Below are 20,498 nucleotides of genomic sequence, written 5' to 3'. Positions count from 1 at the left end.
GAGCAGATTGTTCTCTGATAAAAAAAGCTTTCAAGAGGCTTTTTTAAAAAAGCTGGAAATGACATATGGAAAGAGCTTTAAAGAATCTACTGTTCAAGATCACTATCATACATTAGGAAATATGGTGCGAGAGTATATTAGCAGCGATTGGATTTCAACCAATGAAATTCATAGGTCTTCACATACAAAGCAAGTGTATTATCTTTCTATCGAATTTTTACTAGGCAGACTATTGGGTCAAAATCTGTTGAATTTAGGAATTCGGGAAGTTGTAAAAGAAGGATTAAGTGATCTGAATATTTCACTTGAAAATATTGAAGAGATAGAAGTAGACGCAGGATTAGGAAACGGCGGATTAGGCAGGCTTGCTGCTTGTTTTTTAGATTCTCTTGCTTCACTTAATCTTCCTGGCCACGGTTATGGGATTCGCTATAAACACGGTTTGTTTGATCAAAAGATTGTAAACGGCTTTCAGATTGAGCTCCCAGAACAGTGGTTAAGGCATGGGAATTCATGGGAAGTACGCAAATTAGATCAAGCCATAGAAGTGAACTTTTGGGGCGAAGTTGAAATGGTACAGGAAGACGAAAAATTCTCTTTTCGTCATGTAAAAGGAGAACCCGTCTCTGCTGTTCCTTATGACATCCCGGTTATCGGGTATAAAACAGATACAGTTAATACACTTCGCCTTTGGAATGCGGAGCCTTCATCATTTCCAGTACATAAAGATGTGATGGAGTATAAGCGTCAAACAGAGGCTGTATCAGAATTTTTATATCCAGATGATACACATGAAGATGGTAAAATATTAAGATTGAAACAGCAATATTTTCTTGTGTCAGCTAGCTTACAAAGTATTATCAGAGCACATCGAAATACCTATCAAACACTTACAAACTTTCACGAAAAAGTAGCCATTCATATTAACGATACTCATCCTGTACTTGCGATTCCTGAGCTAATGAGAATTTTACTGGATGAAGAAAAAATGGAATGGGAAGATGCATGGCATATTACGTCCAATACCATATCATACACAAATCATACCACTCTTTCTGAAGCCCTTGAGAAATGGCCAATTGATTTATTTCAACCCTTGCTTCCACGCGTGTATATGATTATTGAAGAAATTAATGAGCGCTTTTGTAAAGAATTATGGGAATCATATCCAGGTGACTGGCAGCGGATTGAAAATATGGCTATTTTAGCGCACGGATTAGTAAAGATGGCTCATTTAGCAATTGTGGGAAGTTATAAAGTAAACGGTGTGGCAAAGATTCATACTGATATTTTAAAAGAACGAGAAATGAAAGATTTTTATCAGTTTTATCCTGCTAAATTTAACAATAAAACGAACGGAATTACCCACCGGCGCTGGTTGTTAAAAGCTAACCCGCAGCTTTCCTCCCTTATTACCGAGGTGATAGGAGATAAATGGATTAAACAGCCGCATTCTCTTATAAAGCTCCAAGAGTACGTGGAAGATCCAAGTTTTTTACAAGGACTAAAAACAGTAAAACAACAGCGTAAAAAGCTGCTTGCGGATATTATTCAAGAGCAAACGGGAATTAAAATAGATTCTAATTCTATTTTTGATGTACAGGTTAAAAGGCTTCATGCTTACAAAAGGCAGCTTTTAAATGTGCTGCACATTATGTATTTGTACAATCGATTAAAAGAAGACCCTAATTTTCAAATCGTTCCTCGTACATTTATTTTTGGTGCGAAAGCTTCTCCCGGCTATTATTATGCAAAAAAAGTCATCAAGCTAATTAACTCTGTAGCTGATGTTGTCAATAATGATCCACAAACATCACCGTTTTTAAAAGTCGTTTTTTTAGAAAACTATCGTGTGTCACTTGCTGAGTATATCTTTCCTGCAGCGGATGTCAGTGAACAGATTTCAACCGCCAGCAAAGAAGCTTCGGGAACGGGAAATATGAAATTCATGATGAACGGAGCGTTAACTCTTGGCACGATGGACGGAGCGAACGTCGAAATTAGCGAGGCAGTAGGAAAAGATAATGTCTTTATTTTTGGATTAAAAGCCGAAGAAGTGTTGAGCTATCAGCAAAATGGAGGATACCGTGCCTATGATTATTACCATCATGATAAGCGTATTCGCCAAGTGCTCGAGCAGCTTACAAACGGCTTCCTGCCTGACACATATGACTTATTCGAGCCTATATATGATTCATTATTAATGCAAAATGATGAATACTATGTACTCCGTGACTTTGACTCATACGTTACGGCACAGCAAAAAGTAAACGAAGCTTATAGAAATGAAAATAAATGGCTTCAAATGAGTGCGACGAACATTGCACACTCCGGCTTTTTTTCTAGTGATCGAACGATTGAGGAATATGCATCTGATATTTGGGGGATTCATTCCACTAAAAATTTATTAAATCAATAAATAGAAAAGGTGTAGTCAAAGACTACACCTTTTTTATTTTATCTGTTGTCACCGTTTAAGAAATCACCTAAAGAACCAAGGATACTGCCTTCACCTTTACCTCCCGTTGGTGAAACTGCACTTGATAAAACGCGATCGGCTAGTCGGCTAAAAGGAAGAGATTGAATCCAAACTGTTCCCGGTCCTGACAGAGTAGCAAAAAACATGCCTTCCCCTCCAAACAGAGCTGTTTTAATTTTCCCTACATATTCGATGTTGTAGTTTACATCACGGGTCATGGCCACTAAACATCCAGTATCCACTCGAAGGCGTTCACCCGGCTGCAGCTGTCTTTTATGAATGGTCCCGCCTGCATGCAAAAATGCCAAGCCATTACCTTCTAATTTTTGCATAATAAAACCTTCACCGCCAAAGAAGCCCGTTCCTAGTTTTTTTTGAAAATCAATGCCAACGGATACGCCTTTGGCAGCGCATAAAAAGGAGCTCTTTTGACAAATGATTTTATGATCGAGCTGCTCTAAATCGACAGGAATAATCTTGCCTGGAAAAGGTGAAGCGAAGGATACTTTTCGTTTGTGATATCCATTATTTGTATATACCGTCATAAATAAACTTTCACCAGTTAATACGCGTTTCCCAGCTCCTTTTAGTTTATTAAACAGCCCGCTGCTGGTGGAAGAAGAACCGTCACCAAAAATGGTTTCCATCTCAATATCATCTTCCATCATCATCATTCCTCCAGCTTCTGCTATAACACTTTCTGAAGGATCTAATTCAATTTCAACAAACTGCATGTCATCTCCATACAATTTATAATCAATTTCATGTGCATTCATCATTTTCACCTCATTATTAATTCTAATCTCCTATTTATTCGATATCATCTCCTATAGCTCCTCCAAAAAATAGAAAAAAGAGTAGTATGAAGAACTACTCCTTTTCAGTGTATGGATCTTTCTCATAGGCCGGTAAATCTCCAAATATGGTCATCGTACCTTCTTCATCCAGTGCATTTTCATATCGCTCATGCTCTTTTGAAGGGTAAATAGGAAGAGGCTGTCCATATAAATCGGTAGCGGCAAAGTTTTCATAATCTTCAACGTATCCAATAGCTTCATCTGCCTCAATATAGGTTTCACTATAGTTAGACGTATCTTCTATAAAATCAGAAGGAGATTCAGACGTCCCGTAACGCGCAACGTCTTGCCAAGAATCTTCTGCGTCATATCCTGTTGTTTCGGTATCGTCATAGTCGTATTGACCAAATGGGTGATGGAGAACATTTTCTTCTACAGGTCTGTGCTTTGGAATATCCTGCGATGGGCTATGTTCTCTACAGTATAAAGTAGTTGGTACAGCCTGAAGTCTTTCAAACGAGATATCTGCTCCACATACTTTGCACGTTCCATACGTGCTGTGAGCGATTGCCTGAAGTGCTTCTTCTATTTCATGTAGCTCTTGTTTTGCATGTTCATTTAATGCAAGGTCTTTTTCACGCTCGTATGTTTCCGTGGCTGTGTCACCAGGGTGGTTATCGTAGCTTGAAAGTTCTCCTACAGCATCGTGAGCGTCGCTTCGAGTTAGACCAAAATGATCATTTTGATCAAAGTGCGATTGAATATCAGCCTGCTGCTGCTGTAAATTTTGTTTTAACTGACTGATTTCTTGTTTTGAAAGTGTCATGAAGCTCCCCCTTAAAAATTTAGTGTGCTTTTGTAGTATGTGTTAAAAATTCAAAAAAACACGATTCATATTAGGAGTATTTGGGGTATTCATGAAGCTAAGAGAGAAAAGGAGTGGAAAATTAAAGAAAGTTAAAGGTTATAGAAAAGGGTATGATAAAAATAACGCTCTCGAGGTCTAAAGAGTACTGAATAGATCATAAAGATTTTTAATTCATTTAATGAAAAGGCATAATTTAGACAAGCGAAATTAATTTTTTCTCGTGAATCGCGATGCTAGATTTTTTTGAACTGAAAGTTTATAATAAGTTAGTTACAGACTTAAGAAAAAAAGATGAACGGGGGGACGTAGTGTGATTGCAACGACCGAACAGTTAGTACAAGAATACATTAAAGATGCGATTGAGTGTGCAAAAAATGAAAATCACCCAAAATTGGTCAGTTTAGTGAAAAAAGTAAGACCTATTGACCCCCTTATTTTTTATGCGAACGGACATGACCAGTTTTATAAAGAACGCTTTTTTTGGAAAGATCCCAACAGTTATTATACATTTGTTGGATTAGGATATGCGCATACTATTTGCACCAATGCGGCAAAAGAACGTTATTTCCACATTGAAAATGAATGGAAGCGCTTTATAAAAGAAGACTTTTATAAAAATAACCAAATTTCCCCTGATGGGACAGGTCCTCTTTTATTTGGAGGATTTTCATTTGACCCAAATCAGTATCAAGAAAACTATTGGAGTGATTTCCCGAGTTCAAAATTTATGATTCCAACTGTGTTATATACTCAGGTAGACAAAGAAGGATACCTTACCGTTAATATGATGGTTAAAGGACAAGATTCTGTTAAAAAGCACATCAATTATTTCGAAGAGGTCCAAAAACTTGTTCTTTGTGAAGAGTACGACGGGGAATCCCATATTTCACCTTTGGTGTTGGAAAAAGAGGAAATTGGGGTAGAGAAATTTAAAGGAAATATTGAAAGAGCTACTACTTTAATTAAGCAACAGGCTATAGAGAAAGTAGTTCTTGCTCGTCAATTAAAAGTGAAATTTAATGAAGATATTTCTACTGAATACGTGCTTCAGCGTCTGTTGAAGGAACAGCCAACTAGCTACACATATATTTTAGAGGGAGAGCATCAGCATTTTATCGGCGCTTCCCCAGAAAGGCTAGTGCAAAAACAAGGAGATTATGTGTTTTCCACATGTTTAGCGGGTTCGATTCCAAGAGGAAAGACAAGGCAGGAAGATCACGAACTAGGTGAGGAATTGCTTCAAGATCCCAAGAACTTAATTGAACACGATGTTGTTGTTCATATGATTAAAGAAGCGATGAATTCTTATTGTTATGAAGTAGAAATTCCAAGTACGCCAAGTTTATATAAAACAAAGCATATTCAACATTTGTATACACCTGTTAAAGGGCGTATAAAGGAAGATGTAACGCTATTTTCATTTATTCAAAAGCTCCATCCAACACCAGCGCTAGGAGGATATCCTCAACAGGAGGCCTTGCCTATTATTCGACAGCTAGAATCCTTTGACCGAGGGTGGTATGCAGCTCCTTTAGGATGGATGGATATCAACGGAAACGGTGAATTTATAGTAGGAATCCGCTCTGGTGTTATTCAGCAAAAAGAAGCCGTTTTATTTGCGGGCTGTGGAATTGTAGCAGATTCTACGCCTGAAAGTGAATATGAAGAAACAAGAATTAAATTCAACCCGATGCTTTCAGCTTTAGGAGGGATTATGCGTGGAACACATTAAATCATTAACAACGTATATTGCGTCATTCGTGGATGAATTAGTAGAAGCAAATGTTGAAGAAGTAGTGGTCAGTCCAGGGTCACGTTCAACGCCTATTGCGATGCTTATGGCTGAGCACCCTGATATTCATGTACACTTAAATATTGATGAACGTTCCGCCGGCTTTTTTGCTCTAGGAATAGCAAAAGCAAAGAAAAAACCAGTGGCGCTTGTATGTACATCTGGAACAGCTGCAGCGAATTATTATCCTGCAGTAATTGAAGCTCACTACTCACGCATTCCTTTAGTAGTTATCACAGCGGATCGTCCCCATGAGTTAAGGGATATAGGTGCCCCGCAGGCCATTAATCAGAATCATCTTTTCGGTCAATATGCGAAGTGGTTTGTAGATACAGCTTTACCAGAAGAAAGTGCAGATATGAATCGTTATATTCGAACAGTAGCTTCAAGGGCTGTTCATACAGCTCAAGCTATACCGAGCGGTCCTGTACACATTAACGTACCTTTACGTGAACCGATTGTACCAGATTTATCTATTGAAGATTTATGGAGTCAAGGGAAACGCGGTAAATCATATGTGTCTGCTATTCATGGAGAAGCATCTCTATCTGAAAAAGGTTTCGAAGAAATTGCGAAGCGCTTAGAGGGAACAACAAAAGGACTTATTATATGCGGAGATCAAATGTCTTTAAAAGCAGTAGACAGCGTATGCCGTTTAGCTGAATCTTTAAGCTTTCCAGTGCTCGCAGATCCGTTATCACAATTAAGAAGCGGCAAGCATTCAAAAGAAAATGTAATAGAGACATATGATACATTTTTAAAAAGTGATAAGGTTGATGAGCGTTTTTACCCGGAAGTTGTCATTCGTTTTGGCGCGATGCCGGTATCGAAACCGCTATTGCAATTTTTGAAAGCACACGAGCCGACAGAAATGTTTGTAGTTGACCAAGGTAAAGGCTGGAGAGACCCTACTTTACGTTCGACAGTGATGATTGAAGCCGATGAGACATTATTTTGTGAAGAACTGATCAAGCGTCTTTCAGCGAATCAAGAGGAATCTACTTCATGGCTGAGTCTGTGGAAAAAGATTAATGCTCAAACTGCACAGGCTCTGAGAACACTAACTTCTGGCCAGGAATGGTTCGAAGGACAAGTAGTTCAAGAAATTGTTGATGTAGTACCTGAAGGCACGGCTTTGTTTGCTGGAAATTCAATGCCTGTTCGAGATATTGATTCTTTCTTCTTAAATACGGAAAAAGATATTCCACTCTTTGTAAATCGGGGCGCAAATGGAATTGATGGTGTAGTTTCTTCTGCTCTAGGCGTAAGCACGGCTTACGATCACACCGTTTTATTTATTGGTGACTTATCGTTTTATCACGATTTAAATGGTCTGCTGGCAGCTAAAATGCATAATTTAAATTTAACCGTTGTGCTAGTTAACAATGACGGCGGAGGAATTTTTTCATTTTTACCGCAGTCAAAACAAGAAAAGCACTTTGAATTTTTATTCGGTACGCCAACTGGATTAAACTTTGAGCATGCCACTCGTCTGTATGATGGCACATTTTCTTCAGCAAGCAGCTGGGAAGAATTTCGACATGCAATGAACCATGCTTTCACAAAGGGCGGGTTGCATGTTGTAGAGATTCGTACAACTCGTACAGAAAATGTAGAGACTCATCGCAGTTTGTGGAAACTTGTTTCCGAGGAAATAAATTTGTCAAACGGTGAGGAATAGGCAATGAGGTATAAATTAAGTGGTGTATCTTACCATGTGCACACCGAGGGAAAAGGAGAGCCGCTGCTTCTGCTTCACGGCTTTACCGGCTCTTCTCAAACTTGGCGTACCTTTATGAAGAAATTCGTTAAAGACTATCAGGTAATTGCTGTTGATATTATTGGTCATGGCCAATCAGCAGCTCCCAAAGAAATCAAACCATATTCAATGGAAGCAGTTGTTGAAGCACTGCATGAGCTTCTTCAACAGCTATCTTTATCACAGGTGAATGTAATTGGATATTCGATGGGAGGAAGGCTTGCTCTTTCATTTGCCCAGCGATATCCACACCATGTGAAAAAGTTGGTATTAGAAAGCGCATCGCCTGGTTTAAAAACGCGGGAAGAACAAAAGCTAAGAAAAGAAAAAGATGAACAGCTGGCGAGCCGCATTATGAAAAATGGAATTGAAGAATTTGTTAAATTTTGGGAGGAAATTCCTCTTTTTCGTTCTCAAAAGCAATTGCCTAGCCATGTTCAAGAAGCGGTGCGTAAAGAAAGACTTTCGCATACAGAAATCGGCCTTTCCAACAGTTTGAAAGGAATGGGAACAGGAGTCCAGCCGTCCCTTTGGGAGAAGCTGGACGATCTGTTGATGCCGGTTTTGCTTATTACAGGAGAAGTAGATCAAAAGTTTTGTTTAATTTCCAAAGAAATGCAAACATTAATACCAAATGCTACTTCTAGAATTATTTTAGGGACAGGCCATGCAATTCACGTGGAACAACCCGAGATTTTTGGTAGAATAGTAAGTGAGTTCTTAGCTACTACATAATTAGGAGGAAATAAAGATGACAGTTGAATGGACATCAGTACGTCAGTATGAAGACATTTTATACGAAACATATAACGGAATCGCTAAAATTACGATTAACCGTCCGGAAGTGCACAATGCATTCCGTCCAAAAACAGTAATGGAATTGATCGATGCATTTGCTTATGCTCGTGACGATGCAAGCGTTGGAGTAATTGTATTAGCAGGTGCTGGAGATAAAGCATTTTGCTCAGGCGGAGACCAAAGAGTTCGCGGCCACGGCGGCTATGTAGGAGAAGATGAAATTCCACGTCTAAACGTTCTAGATTTACAGCGTTTAATTCGCGTAATTCCAAAGCCGGTTGTTGCGATGGTATCAGGCTATGCAATTGGTGGTGGCCACGTTCTTCACGTTGTATGTGACTTAACAATTGCAGCGGATAACGCAGTATTTGGACAAACAGGTCCTAAAGTTGGAAGCTTCGATGCAGGATATGGCTCTGGTTACTTAGCTCGCATCGTAGGTCATAAGAAAGCGCGTGAGATCTGGTTCTTATGCCGTCAGTACAACGCTCAAGAAGCACTAGACATGGGATTAGTAAACACGGTCGTTCCATTAGAACAGCTTGAAGCTGAAACAATTCAATGGTGTGAAGAGATGTTAGAAAAAAGTCCAACCGCTCTTCGTTTCTTAAAAGCAGCATTTAATGCTGATACGGATGGCTTAGCTGGTATCCAGCAATTTGCGGGTGACGCAACGCTTCTTTATTACACAACCGATGAGGCAAAAGAAGGTCGCGATGCATTTAAGGAAAAACGCAATCCAGACTTCCAACAGTTCCCACGTTTCCCTTAAACAGCTGAAACAGCTTGGTGATTATCATCAGGCTGTTTTTTCAATTTAATTTAGTTAATCAGTATAAAAAGGAGAGAAATTCATGAGTAGCCAAACGATTCCCAATGGGCTTATGCAAAGAGCATATTTGACGCCAAATCGAGTGGCGGTAGAAACATCCCAAACGTCTCTTACGTTTCAAGAGCTTCATAAACGTGTTCAAAAAGTAGCACAGCAGCTTTCGTTTAACGGTGTAAAGCAAGACGATACCATTGCTTTATACATGAAAAATAGAGTGGAGTTTATTGAGATTTTACATGCGGTTTCTTATATTGGTGCAAGGTTGCTGCTCGTCAACACGCGTTTGACAAACGAAGAAATTAATTATCAGCTAACAGATGCAAACGTGTCGTTGCTTATTGCGGATGAAACATTTTTAATGAGAGAATTCCAAAGTTCCATTACTCAGCTTACTTTACCTGCTTTAAAAAGTTCTCCAGAAGCAGAAACGGATTTTCAAAAAACGTGGAATCTCGAGGAGACATTTACCATTATGTATACGTCCGGAACAACAGGTCATCCAAAAGGAGTGCTGCAGACGTATGGAAATCACTGGTGGAGTTCCGTTGGCTCAGCGCTTAATTTAGGATTAAACGAAAAAGACTGCTGGCTTATAGCGGTTCCTTTGTTTCATATTAGCGGCTTATCTATTTTAATGCGGAGCGTCTTTTACGGAATGAAAATCATTTTAGAAGAACGGTTTGAAGCAAGAGCAGTAAATGAAGCAATTGAAAACAAAGAGGTAACGATTATTTCGGTTGTCACTTCCATGCTGTCCAACATGCTCGATGAGTTAGGGGAACGAAAATATCCGCATACGTTTCGATGCATGCTTTTAGGAGGAGGACCTGCACCGCTTACTATTTTAGAGGCTTGTGTGAATAAAGAAATTCCTGTTTATCAAACGTATGGAATGACAGAAACATCTTCACAGTTCGTTACGCTTTCACCTGAAGATAGTTTGCGAAAACTGGGATCAGCAGGTAAACCATTGTTTCCATGTGCAATGAAAATTGTAGATGAAAAAGGAAATGAGACCAGCGAAGCAGGAGAAATCATTGTTAAAGGTCCAAATGTTACAAAAGGATATTTAAATAAACCAGAAGCTACTGAAAAAGCCCTTCAACAAGGCTGGTTCTATACAGGAGATATCGGGAAAGTGGATGAAGAAGGCTTTCTATATGTGTTAGACAGACGTTCAGACCTTATTATTTCAGGTGGAGAAAATGTATATCCAGCTGAAATTGAAAATGTTTTGTTGAAGCATCCCGCTGTTAAAGAGGCCGGTGTAACGGGAGTAGGTGATGAAAAATGGGGACAAGTTCCAGCTGCATGTATTGTTGTAAACGAAGACGTTTCAGATGAAGAATTATCTTTACACATTCAACAATTTTTAGCAAAGTACAAACTTCCAAAGTATTTCGTTCGAGTAGAGGAGCTGCCGCGAACAGCTTCTAATAAAATCATACGCCGGAAGCTATCATCGTTCATACAGAAAAGGAGCTAATCGATGATTATAAAAAAAGTACATCTTTATAAAATTGACATGAAGCTTCTTTCTCCTTTTTCAACAAGCTATGGTACAGTACAGGATCGAGAATTGATTTTGCTTGAAGTAGAAGATGAACAAGGATTTACAGGGTGGGGAGAAGTCGTTGCTTTTTCATCTCCTTGGTATACGGAAGAAACGATTCAGACATGTTTTCATATGTTAGACGATTTTTTAATTCCCTCGCTTCTTCATCAGCAGCTTCAAAAACCAGAGGATGTTCAAAAGTTATTCAAACCTCTAAAGCGAAATAACATGGCTAAAGCAGCTTTGGACTGTGCTGTATGGGATTTGTATGCAAAGCGGCAAAACAAGCCGTTATCTGAAGTAATTGGCGGAGTAAGGTCTGCTGTAGAAGCTGGAGTGGTAGTTGGCTTAAATGACATTTCCGTAATGAAAGAACAAATAAAGACTTACATGAAAGATGGCTATAAGCGCTTTAAAGTGAAAATTAAGCCGGGTGCTGACTATGAGCTACTGAAACAAATTCGAGATGAATTTCCAAGCATTCCTCTTATGGCTGATGCCAATTCAGCCTATACTTTAAGCGATAGTGATTCATTAAAGAAACTAGATGAATTGAATTTAATGATGATCGAACAGCCGTTAAGTTCTGATGATATCCTTGATCATCGATTGTTACAAAAGCAAATAAAGACGCCAATTTGCTTAGATGAAAGTATTGTGAGCTGTGAAGATGCACGTCATGCAATCGAACAAGAAAGCTGTAAGATTATCAATGTGAAAATCGGGCGAGTTGGCGGAATGTCCGTAGCAAAGCAAATTCATGATTTATGCGTCCGGCATGGTGTAAGACTTTGGGTTGGAGGAATGTTAGAAGCAGGGATTTCACGAGCTCATAACATCGCCCTTGCCACACTCCCTTCTTTCACGATACCAGGTGATATTTCTGCGTCGTCTCGCTATTGGGAAAAAGATATTATTAAGCCCGAAGTAGAGGTAGAAGCCGGAGTAATAAAGGTGAAGGGAAAACCGGGGATAGGATACGATATTGATAAAAAGTTTATCAAAACAATCAAATCATTTGAAAAAGAATACAAATAATTAAAAACCGTTTTTTGATGAAAAACGGTTTTTTTATTGAGGTTGTCAATGTTTAGTAGAAAAATAGGACAAATTTTTTAAAAAGAGCACATTGTTCCATCAAGCGTGTCAAAACATGTTATGATGGAATAGTTTGATGAAAAAAGTCGAAGAGTTTTATCGTAAAAAACAAAATTATTTTTGAAAATAGGTTGATAGTTTTCTAAGTTGTCCTATATAATGTGTTTATAACATAACACAATATGTTGTTTTGGAATCTATAATAAAATACTATATTTTGTGTTTTCCAGTGAAAAAGGTGTCTGATAAAAAGACTTAAAAGGGAATTTGGTGAAAATCCAAAGCTGTTCCCGCAACTGTGAATGCTGATGAAATAAGGAGATCCACTGTGAGTAAACATCATGGGAAGGCCTTAAAGTAAAAAGAAGCATAAGTCAGGAGACCTGCCTTTTTTATGTCGTTTTATCTTCTTCGGGAGGTGAGAGGGTAGAGCGAGGATTGAGAAAAGACTTAGTGTCTTCTTCTATCTTCGTTCTATTCGCTCACCGAGGTACGGTGAGCGATTTTTTATTTTGAAGTGAAGAGAGGAGCCATATTTATGGTGAATACATTAAAGCCTACAATTCTACATGAATTAACTGCATATATTGAACGTTTAAAAAAAGAATTTACGCAGCTTGATTTTTCTTTGTATGAGGAAAAGGTTATTCAAACTGTTACAGTAAAGGAAAATATGACGGACGAAAAGGTTGCAAACGTCCTAATTTTGGCAGCCTTAGAGCGTATTTCAATGGAAGAACCCGATTGGACGTACGTAGCGGCAGACGTCTACTTAAACGAACTATATCGAAAAGCAGCGGACAACCGAGGTTACGATAAAAAAGAGAAGTACGGTTCGTTTTATCAGCTTATTCAAGAACTAACAAAAATCGGCATTTATAATAAGCAGCTATTAAAAACATATACAGAAGAAGAAATTAATGAAATTGCTTCAGTCATTATTCCTGAACGCGATCGTTTATTTACATACATTGGATTGTTGACATTAGCAGATCGCTATTTAGCGACATCACATGATAAGCGCGTATACGAATTACCGCAAGAACGTTTTCTTATCATTGCTATGACGCTGATGTCTCAAGAAAAGAAAGAAAATCGAACAGCATTAGTAAAAGAAGCGTATTGGGCGCTTTCTAGTCTATATATGACGGTTGCCACACCAACACTTTCAAATGCAGGAAAGAGCTACGGACAGCTATCTAGCTGCTTTATTGATACGATTGATGACAGCTTACGCGGTATTTATGATAGCAATACAGATTTGGCCACGCTTAGTAAAAATGGAGGCGGAATTGGTGTCTACCTCGGTCATATTAGAAGCCGAGGAAGTGATATAAAAGGTTTTAAAGGCGTATCATCAGGAACAATTCCATGGATGAAACAGCTAAATAATACGGCTGTAAGTGTCGATCAGCTAGGTCAACGCCAAGGAGCTATTGCCGTATATTTAGACGTATGGCACAAAGACATCTTTTCATTCTTAGATGCGCGTTTGAACAATGGTGACGAACGTCAGCGCACGCATGATTTATTCACTGGTGTATGTTTGCCAGATTTGTTTATGGAAAAAGTAGAGGCACGTGAAGACTGGCACTTATTCGATCCTCACGAAGTTCGTACGCTGATGGGCTACTCGTTAGAAGATTTTTATGATGAAGAAGAAGGCAGCGGTTCGTTCCGCACTCGTTACGCTGAGTGTGTAAATAATGAACAGCTTTCAAGAGAAACAGTACCTGCTATTGAAATCTTCAAGCGCATTATGCTTTCCCAGCTTGAAACCGGAACGCCTTATATGTTTTATCGTGATACGGTTAACCGAGCTAATCAAAACCGCCACGAGGGCATGATCTACTGCAGCAACTTATGTACAGAAATTACGCAAAACCAAAGCACAACGGTCGTAACAGAGGAAATTACGGAAGACGGAAAAATTATTATTACAAAGAATCCGGGCGATTTTGTTGTATGTAATCTTTCTTCTATCAACTTAGCGAGAGCCGTAACTGAAGATGTGCTTGAACGTTTAATTCCAATTCAAGTACGCATGCTTGATAACGTTATTGAGTTAAATGATTTGCCAGTACTTCAAGCAAAACTAACAAACCAAAAGTACCGCGCAGTAGGACTTGGCACATTTGGTTGGAACCATTTGCTTGCCTTAAAGAAAATAGCATGGGAAACAGATGAAGCGGTAGCATATTGCGATGAATTGTACGAGCAAATTGCTTACTTAACCGTACAGGCAAGCATGAACTTAGCTAAAGAAAAAGGTGCATATCCATTATTTAAAGGCTCAGATTTTGAGTCAGGCGCTTATTTTGAAACACGTAAATACACAAGCGAAGCGTGGAGTGAACTGCGTAACGAAGTTCAAAGCAATGGGATAAGAAATGGCTACTTAATGGCTGTAGCACCTAATTCATCAACATCTATTATCGCGGGTTCTACTGCAAGTATTGATCCGATTTTCCGTAAGTTTTATTCAGAGGAAAAGAAAAACTATAAAATCCCAGTGACGGCACCAGATTTATCGCCAGCAACAAACTGGTATTATAAGTCCGTTTATTTAATTGATCAGCACTGGAGTATTAAGCAAAACGCCAAGCGCCAGCGCCATATTGATCAATCCATTTCATTCAACTTATATGTACAAAATGATATCCGAGCAAAAGAGCTGCTGGATCTTCATATGACGGCATGGAAAGAAAAGTTAAAAACGACCTACTACGTACGTTCAACATCAAGTGAAGTGATTGAAGAATGTGAAAGCTGTCATAGTTAAAAGGAGTGAATAATTAATGACAAGCATGTTAAAACGAGAATTAATGAACGAAACAGCTCCGAACCGTTCGACAGGAATCATCAACGGCAAGAGCTCAAATATTCTAAACTGGGATGACGTCCGATTTTCATGGGCGTTCCCTAAATACAAGCGTATGCTAGCTAACTTCTGGACGCCGTTTGAAATTAATATGGGTCAAGATATTAAGCAGTTCCCTCGGTTAACGGCTGACGAACAAGAGAGCTTTTTAAAAATTATTGGCCTGCTGGCGCTACTGGACAGTATTCAATCAGATTATGCTAGCAAAGTAGCTGATTATGTAACCGACTCTTCGATTAATGCTCTAATGATTATTTTAGCGCAGCAAGAAGTGGTTCATAATCATTCGTATTCATATGTTTTATCAAGTCTTGTACCAAAAGGAAAACAAGATGAAGTATTTGAATACTGGCGCACAGACGAAAAGCTTCGTGCTCGAAATGACTTTATTACAAACGGATATAAAGCATTTAGCGAAGAAGCAACGGTTGAAAACTTTTTGAAGTCTATGGTATATGATGTTATTTTAGAAGGCCTTTTCTTCTATAGCGGATTTGCTTTCTTCTATAATCTTGCGAGAAATCAAAAGATGGTGGCGACATCTACGATGATTAACTATATCAATCGTGATGAACAGCTTCACGTTGGGTTATTTGAAAAGATTTTCAAGGAAGTCCTAAATGAAAATCCAGCTTATCGTACGGAGGAGCTAGAAACATTTGTAGTTGAAACGTTCCAAGAGGCAGCTCGTCTTGAAATTGAATGGGCAGAATCTGTTATCGGAGAAAAATTCGACGGGATCACGATGAAAGAACTGCAGCAGTATATTGAATACATGGCTAATAAACGCTGTAATCAATTAGGCTTTGGCCGAGCTGCTTTCCCAGAAGCACCGATTGAAAATCCTCTTCGTTGGATTATTGCTTATCAAGAGGTAGATTTAGGGAAAACGGATTTCTTTGAACAGAAATCAAGACAATATACAAAAGCATCAGATGCGAATGGATTTGATGATCTATAAATACAAGAGCTGACTAATTTCCTTATTGATTAGTCAGCTTTTTTTAAGTGAATAAGTCCAAGTTCTAACGCACGTGTGGTAATTAAGTCATCAATTTCTTCTGGAATGTTTTCAAGTGTTCCCCATTTATATGTCCATAAATGAGTAAAAGATTGTACATAGATTGGAAAGGTTTGTTCATTTGCTTTTATTGCTTCTTCTTTAAAAAAATGAATCAGTTGTTCAGTTTTCATAATAGTCTCCTTTTTTATGATCTTGAAGAGAGAAAAAAGACAACCCAGAGGCTGTCCTTTTGCGGGTTACGCTTCAGTTGGCTTGAACGTTTTACAGTCTGTTTCATAACTGCTTGCTGCATGTTTTCCGCTATGACTTACCACGTAAATTTCTTCTGCGCTGCAGTGATTTCCATTTTTCCAAAAGTGACAGTTATTTACTTCACAAAGAATGTTTTGTTCCAACGTTAACCCTCCTTTGTATGTGATAGCTATAGTATGGTCAAAATTCAACTAACTTATAAGAAAGGTGGTAGACTTTCATTTTAATTGAGAATTTTTATCAATTAAACATTGACAAAGATAATCATTCTCAATTAAACTGTGTATATAGTAAAGAATACAAGTTGTTGGCAAATCATTAAATGAATAATTAATTGGGAGGGAACAAACATGTCATCAGTTATGGTTGTAGGAGGAGACAGGTTAAAGCATATTACAGATCGTTTAGAGGGAGAAGGATTTAATGAAGTAATTCATTTAGATGGCCGTAAAAGCAATATGGTGAAGCGAGAAATACCCGAACATATTGGGTTTGTATTAGTTATTACGGATTTTATTAATCACAATATGGCAAAAGTCATTAAAGAGAAAGCAAAAAAACAAAAAAAACCGATTTATTTCGTCAAACATTCATGGAGTGCTATTCGTAAAGTGATTGAGCAAATTTCATGATTTAATTTTTATTTATTATTGAGAATGAATTTCAATTAGGGTGGTGAGACATAGGTGGAACCGATAAAAGTGCATATAAAGACACTCTCTAACGACCACATCGAACAATTTATTCGATGTCCGTACAAATTTTATCAGCAGCAGCTTCTTTTGAAAAAAACATCTATAGATTGGAAACAGCTCGTTCAAGTAACTGTCCATCAAATCATTAAAACATACTATAGCAAGCCAGTTGAGTATCGCTCAAACCTCTATGTTTTACAGCTTATTGAAAAATATTGGCGTCTAAAGCCAAATATGTTTTCATCACCCGTTCACTATTACGATGTGTTAGCTAAAGTAAGTGATTATTTACTAAGGTTTTTAGGAAAGAAAGCACATATGGAATTACCGCTTTTTGTGTTTGAGAAATACAGCGTTTATGTAGAAGAAATTCAAAGCAACCTTTCTCTAACCATTGATTTTGCTGCATGGACAGAGAAGTCTTATACGGTAACAAAATTCATTCTAGATGACCATGAAGAAGTGAAAAACGCCATGAAAGACTTTATTATCGTTTTTTCGAAACAAGCTTTTAAAAAGGTTCCTGAACAAATTCGTTTTTATTCATTATTAACTGGAGAAACAACAACTTATCATATTGCACCAGCCGATTATCAAAAATCCATACTTCAACTACATATTGTCAAAAGTGTGTTAATGGAACCAAAACATTTTCAAAAGAATTATGCATCCAGTGAGTGTGAAAACTGTCCTCTTCAACGAGAATGCGTTGAAGAAGGGGATATGCGGCCGACACTGCTGGTGTAAAGGAGCGTCATATACATGAAGGAAATCTTACTAGCTTATGCGAGTATGTCAGGTAACACAGAAGCGATAGCCGATTTGATCGAAGAAGAATTAGTCAAGCATGGATTACATGTGAAACGAGCAGAAGTATATGACATTGATGCTTCTGACCTTGTATCCGCAGAATCTATTATCTTTGGAGCTTATACGTGGGGAGATGGAGAGCTGCCAGATGATTTTTTAGATCTTTATGATGAAATGGATGATATAGATCTCAGTCAAAAGCAGATGGCTGTATTTGGCTCAGGTGATTCATCATATGATGTTTTTTGCGGAGCAGTTGATTTAATTGAAGAAAAAATAAAGAGACGTAATGGAAATATAGCCGTTCCCGGTTTGAAAATCGAGCTCTCTCCCTTTGGAGAAGATATAGAAAAATGTAAGATATTTGCTAAAGGTTTTGCTCAAGTAGTAGCAAAATCTGCTGCTTCATAAGAAAACCCGGTCAAGTGCTGACCGGGTTTTTTAATATGGCTTCTTTTTGCTGTATTCTTTATTATCTTTCATAAATAGACGCCAGAAATAAAAGAATCCAGGAAATAAAATAGCAAAACCAACAATATACACAATAAATAAAGAATGAAACGCATCGGGATGTGTAAATCCATTCTCAATCGTTACGTTTGGATAGACAACATAAGGTAAATGACTTCGTCCGTATACGTAACTTGCTAAGAAATATTGAAGGATAATGGATACCACGGCTAAACGAGGCATGCCTTTTCCTTTTTGAGAAGGTAGCAGCAGAGCAATACCAGCTACTACAAATAGACCTACAGATCCGTAAAGAAGGGGCTTAAACTGCATCATTTTATCATATAACCAGCTTGCTTCTGATTGCATTGTAATCATAATAAAGATAGCCATTAGCAGGGAAAGAGGTCCTGTAATGAGCGCATCACGCCGATAGACCGCATAAGCTTCCATTTCGTCAGATGACTTCGAGTAATCTGCTAATAACAGAGACGATAGAAACAGCGAAGAGCTTATGGCAAATCCGATAAATGAATAGACGTGCGGACTTGAAAATACTTTTGCTAAATTTAATTGCTGCGTGCCATCTATTATATCAATAAATCCACCTTGACTTACTGGCAGTACAGCGATTAAAAAAGCAGGAATTAACACGCCGGATATACCGGATATATAAACCAACGCTCTCCGATATTTGAAGCTGCTAGCATAGTGTGAAAACACTAAAAATCCGCTTCGAATAGATAAGAGAAGTAAAATGATACTTCCGGGTATTAGTAACACTGTGCCAAGCGTAAATGTAGCTCGAGGAAAAAAACTAAACAGCGCAACAACAATCGCAACGATAAATACATTGGTTACTTCCCAAGTAGGCGATAGATATCTGTTTGCTACATCTGTAGCATTTGTTTTCGTACGATTAATATATACCATCGACCAAAAGCCAGCTCCAAAGTCCATCGTTCCCATTACGGCATAGATAAAAATGAAGCCCCATATTACAGTAATTGCTAGTAATGAATCACCCATATTCTCACATCCTTTTTAATCTGCTTGCGCAGCAAGCTCTTTAGAAAGCGGATTTCTTCTAAAATAAAACACCAGTACAAGGGCGACTGCGGCCACGAGTACGATATAAACAAGCAAAAATAAAAAAATAAAATATGCAAATTAGCAGAAGTGGTAACTGCTTCTGATGTACGCATGATGCGGTAAATGACCCAGGGCTGTCTTCCGGTACATGCGAAAATCCATCCGAATTCAATGCCCATGATCGCGAGAGGGCCCGTTGCGACAAATGCCCACATGAAAATTTTAGGGAAGCTTTTCTTCTTTAAAAACTTGTACCAAACAACGCCCACTAGCGCCACTAAAATTAAAATCGATCCGATAATGACCATACCGTTAAACAAGGTATGCACAAAAAGCGGCGGCCAATAATCCCTAGGGAAGTCATTGAGTCCAGTAATCACTGTATTAAAGCTATTACCCGACAAGAAGCTGAGCATCCATGGAAACTCAATTCCATACTTGACTCGCTGTTCTTTTTCATCTGTGAATCCGCCTAAAGCTAATGGCGCATGATCTTGCGTTTCAAATAGACCTTCAGCTGCTGCAAGTTTTTCGGGTTGATATTCGTATACTTTTTGCATAGATTCATGTCCATTCAAAGCCGTTACAAAAGAGAAAATCCCGCCGATTACTAACCCCATCATCAACGCTTTATGATGAAACTTATATTCTCTTGGATTATGTTTTCGCGCACGAAGCATTTTAAAGGCAGCGACTGAAGCAATGACGAAGCCTCCGGTTGTATAAGCAGAAACCGCTACGTGACCGGACGTTACAAAGAAGCTCGGATTAAAGAAAGCTGCCCAAGGATCTACGCTTACAATGTCTCCATTTAAAATTCGAAAGCCAGCAGGTGTTCCTTCAAATGCGTGCACATTGGTAATTAAAACGGCAGAGGCAAGAGCGCCTATTGCTACTAAAATTAGACTGATAATCCTCATTTTTCGAGAAATACGGTCCGCTGCGTATACATAAATAGAGAGAAACAGAGCCTCAATAAAGAAAGCATAAATTTCAATTTGAAAGGGAAGAGCCATCACTTTTCCTACGATTTCCATAAAACCCGGCCAAAGCAACGCTAATTGTACACCAGCAATCGTTCCCGTAGGAATGGCGACTCCAAGCAGGACAGCAGCTCCTTTTGTCCAACGCTGTGCCATAAGTTCATAATCTTTATCTTTTGTTTTGTAGTAAAGAATTTCAGCCAATAAAATCATGAGAGGAATGCCGACGCCAAGAGTGGCAAAAATGATATGTACTCCCATGTTCAGACCAAACATTGAACGTGCAGTAACTAAATGATCCATTCATTTTTCAACCTTTCCAGTAAAGTATTG

Annotated in this window: 17 protein-coding genes, 1 pseudogene and 1 riboswitch; of the genes and pseudogenes, 12 read left to right on the top strand and 6 right to left on the bottom strand. The window is 38.4% G+C overall.

All coding sequences use genetic code 11. The features are described from left to right. The first annotated feature begins 7 nt into the window (after positions 1–7). A complete protein-coding gene (locus BG04_RS09510) occupies positions 8–2,419 on the top strand; it encodes a glycogen/starch/alpha-glucan phosphorylase (protein ID WP_016765785.1) in 2,412 nt (803 codons plus the stop codon). Between the two features lie 38 nt (positions 2,420–2,457). Here the strand turns inward: BG04_RS09510 and BG04_RS09505 are convergent, their stop codons facing one another. Together BG04_RS09505 and BG04_RS09500 are read right to left on the bottom strand one after the other, a co-directional pair. Next, positions 2,458–3,255 carry a TIGR00266 family protein gene (locus tag BG04_RS09505; RefSeq protein WP_013085284.1) on the bottom strand — a complete coding sequence of 266 codons (798 nt, stop codon included), beginning with the start codon at positions 3,253–3,255 and terminating at the stop codon, positions 2,458–2,460. A gap of 94 nt (positions 3,256–3,349) precedes the next feature. Beyond that, positions 3,350–4,102, bottom strand: a complete 753-nt coding sequence (locus BG04_RS09500) for a TraR/DksA C4-type zinc finger protein (RefSeq protein WP_013059568.1) — start codon at positions 4,100–4,102, stop codon at positions 3,350–3,352. A 352-nt stretch (positions 4,103–4,454) separates the two neighbouring features. Between BG04_RS09500 and BG04_RS09495 the strand changes: the two genes are divergently transcribed. From BG04_RS09495 to BG04_RS09460, 8 genes are all read left to right on the top strand, one after another. Beyond that, positions 4,455–5,876, top strand: coding sequence for an isochorismate synthase (locus BG04_RS09495; protein ID WP_034648564.1), 1,422 nt, complete (start codon positions 4,455–4,457; stop codon positions 5,874–5,876). After that, entirely contained in the window at positions 5,863–7,617 is a 1,755-nt protein-coding gene (gene menD, locus BG04_RS09490; protein WP_016765782.1) for a 2-succinyl-5-enolpyruvyl-6-hydroxy-3-cyclohexene-1-carboxylic-acid synthase, read from the top strand. Before BG04_RS09495 ends, menD begins: the two co-directional genes overlap by 14 nt. Before the next feature lie 3 nt (positions 7,618–7,620). Continuing rightward, the gene (gene menH / locus BG04_RS09485; protein ID WP_034648566.1) at positions 7,621–8,430 is read left to right on the top strand and encodes a 2-succinyl-6-hydroxy-2,4-cyclohexadiene-1-carboxylate synthase; all 810 of its coding nucleotides are present in this window, start codon (positions 7,621–7,623) and stop codon (positions 8,428–8,430) included. Between the two features lie 16 nt (positions 8,431–8,446). Then, a complete protein-coding gene (gene menB / locus BG04_RS09480; protein WP_013085280.1) occupies positions 8,447–9,265 on the top strand; it encodes a 1,4-dihydroxy-2-naphthoyl-CoA synthase in 819 nt (272 codons plus the stop codon). A gap of 82 nt (positions 9,266–9,347) precedes the next feature. Beyond that, entirely contained in the window at positions 9,348–10,811 is a 1,464-nt protein-coding gene (locus tag BG04_RS09475; protein ID WP_034648568.1) for an o-succinylbenzoate--CoA ligase, read from the top strand. Between the two features lie 3 nt (positions 10,812–10,814). Continuing rightward, a complete protein-coding gene (gene menC / locus BG04_RS09470; protein WP_034648570.1) occupies positions 10,815–11,918 on the top strand; it encodes an o-succinylbenzoate synthase in 1,104 nt (367 codons plus the stop codon). A 279-nt stretch (positions 11,919–12,197) separates the two neighbouring features. Further along, positions 12,198–12,383: riboswitch (cobalamin riboswitch) on the top strand. A gap of 133 nt (positions 12,384–12,516) precedes the next feature. After that, positions 12,517–14,760 (top strand): ribonucleoside-diphosphate reductase subunit alpha, encoded by a 2,244-nt coding sequence (locus tag BG04_RS09465; protein ID WP_016765778.1) that lies wholly within the window; start codon positions 12,517–12,519, stop codon positions 14,758–14,760. Positions 14,761–14,776: 16 nt separating this feature from the next. Beyond that, positions 14,777–15,820 (top strand): ribonucleotide-diphosphate reductase subunit beta, encoded by a 1,044-nt coding sequence (locus BG04_RS09460; RefSeq protein WP_016765777.1) that lies wholly within the window; start codon positions 14,777–14,779, stop codon positions 15,818–15,820. A 29-nt stretch (positions 15,821–15,849) separates the two neighbouring features. On the opposite strand, the gene BG04_RS09455 is transcribed toward BG04_RS09460, so the two are convergent. Further along, complete coding sequence (locus BG04_RS09455; RefSeq protein ID WP_013059559.1) at positions 15,850–16,053, bottom strand: hypothetical protein; 204 nt, start codon at positions 16,051–16,053, stop codon at positions 15,850–15,852. 66 nt (positions 16,054–16,119) lie between these two features. Next, complete coding sequence (locus tag BG04_RS29645) at positions 16,120–16,278, bottom strand: DUF1540 domain-containing protein (RefSeq protein ID WP_013059558.1); 159 nt, start codon at positions 16,276–16,278, stop codon at positions 16,120–16,122. 207 nt (positions 16,279–16,485) lie between these two features. Here BG04_RS29645 and BG04_RS09450 point away from each other — a divergent pair, with 207 nt between their 5' ends. The 3 genes from BG04_RS09450 to BG04_RS09440 are packed head-to-tail and all read left to right on the top strand — an operon-like array spanning position 16,486 to position 18,051. Beyond that, complete coding sequence (locus tag BG04_RS09450) at positions 16,486–16,767, top strand: DUF2325 domain-containing protein (RefSeq protein WP_034648574.1); 282 nt, start codon at positions 16,486–16,488, stop codon at positions 16,765–16,767. A 54-nt stretch (positions 16,768–16,821) separates the two neighbouring features. Next, on the top strand, positions 16,822–17,577 hold the full coding sequence (locus tag BG04_RS09445; RefSeq protein WP_230586503.1) for a hypothetical protein: 756 nt from the start codon (positions 16,822–16,824) through the stop codon (positions 17,575–17,577). A 15-nt stretch (positions 17,578–17,592) separates the two neighbouring features. Then, positions 17,593–18,051 carry a flavodoxin gene (locus BG04_RS09440; protein WP_034648580.1) on the top strand — a complete coding sequence of 153 codons (459 nt, stop codon included), beginning with the start codon at positions 17,593–17,595 and terminating at the stop codon, positions 18,049–18,051. Between the two features lie 30 nt (positions 18,052–18,081). Here the strand turns inward: BG04_RS09440 and BG04_RS09435 are convergent, their stop codons facing one another. After that, on the bottom strand, positions 18,082–19,119 hold the full coding sequence (locus tag BG04_RS09435) for a cytochrome d ubiquinol oxidase subunit II (protein WP_016765774.1): 1,038 nt from the start codon (positions 19,117–19,119) through the stop codon (positions 18,082–18,084). Between the two features lie 15 nt (positions 19,120–19,134). After that, positions 19,135–20,468 (bottom strand): annotated as a pseudogene (locus BG04_RS09430) (cytochrome ubiquinol oxidase subunit I). Between the last annotated feature and the right edge of the window lie 30 nt (positions 20,469–20,498).

Source organism: Priestia megaterium NBRC 15308 = ATCC 14581 (assembly GCF_000832985.1).
GTDB classification, from domain to species: Bacteria; Bacillota; Bacilli; order Bacillales; family Bacillaceae_H; genus Priestia; species Priestia megaterium.
Note: the sequence above shows the minus strand (reverse complement) of the source record. Positions and strands in the feature narration are given on the sequence as shown.

Bases quoted from the DNA above. Each gene is read 5' to 3' on its own strand.
- BG04_RS09505 (WP_013085284.1), bottom strand. From the start codon at position 3,255: ATGAATGCACATGAAATTGATTATAAATTGTATGGAGATGACATGCAG.
- BG04_RS09500 (WP_013059568.1), bottom strand. From the start codon at position 4,102: ATGACACTTTCAAAACAAGAAATCAGTCAGTTAAAACAAAATTTACAG.
- menH (WP_034648566.1), top strand. From the start codon at position 7,621: ATGAGGTATAAATTAAGTGGTGTATCTTACCATGTGCACACCGAGGGA.
- menB (WP_013085280.1), top strand. From the start codon at position 8,447: ATGACAGTTGAATGGACATCAGTACGTCAGTATGAAGACATTTTATAC.
- BG04_RS09475 (WP_034648568.1), top strand. From the start codon at position 9,348: ATGAGTAGCCAAACGATTCCCAATGGGCTTATGCAAAGAGCATATTTG.
- menC (WP_034648570.1), top strand. From the start codon at position 10,815: ATGATTATAAAAAAAGTACATCTTTATAAAATTGACATGAAGCTTCTT.
- BG04_RS09465 (WP_016765778.1), top strand. From the start codon at position 12,517: ATGGTGAATACATTAAAGCCTACAATTCTACATGAATTAACTGCATAT.
- BG04_RS09460 (WP_016765777.1), top strand. From the start codon at position 14,777: ATGACAAGCATGTTAAAACGAGAATTAATGAACGAAACAGCTCCGAAC.
- BG04_RS09455 (WP_013059559.1), bottom strand. From the start codon at position 16,053: ATGAAAACTGAACAACTGATTCATTTTTTTAAAGAAGAAGCAATAAAA.
- BG04_RS09450 (WP_034648574.1), top strand. From the start codon at position 16,486: ATGTCATCAGTTATGGTTGTAGGAGGAGACAGGTTAAAGCATATTACA.
- BG04_RS09440 (WP_034648580.1), top strand. From the start codon at position 17,593: ATGAAGGAAATCTTACTAGCTTATGCGAGTATGTCAGGTAACACAGAA.
- BG04_RS09435 (WP_016765774.1), bottom strand. From the start codon at position 19,119: ATGGGTGATTCATTACTAGCAATTACTGTAATATGGGGCTTCATTTTT.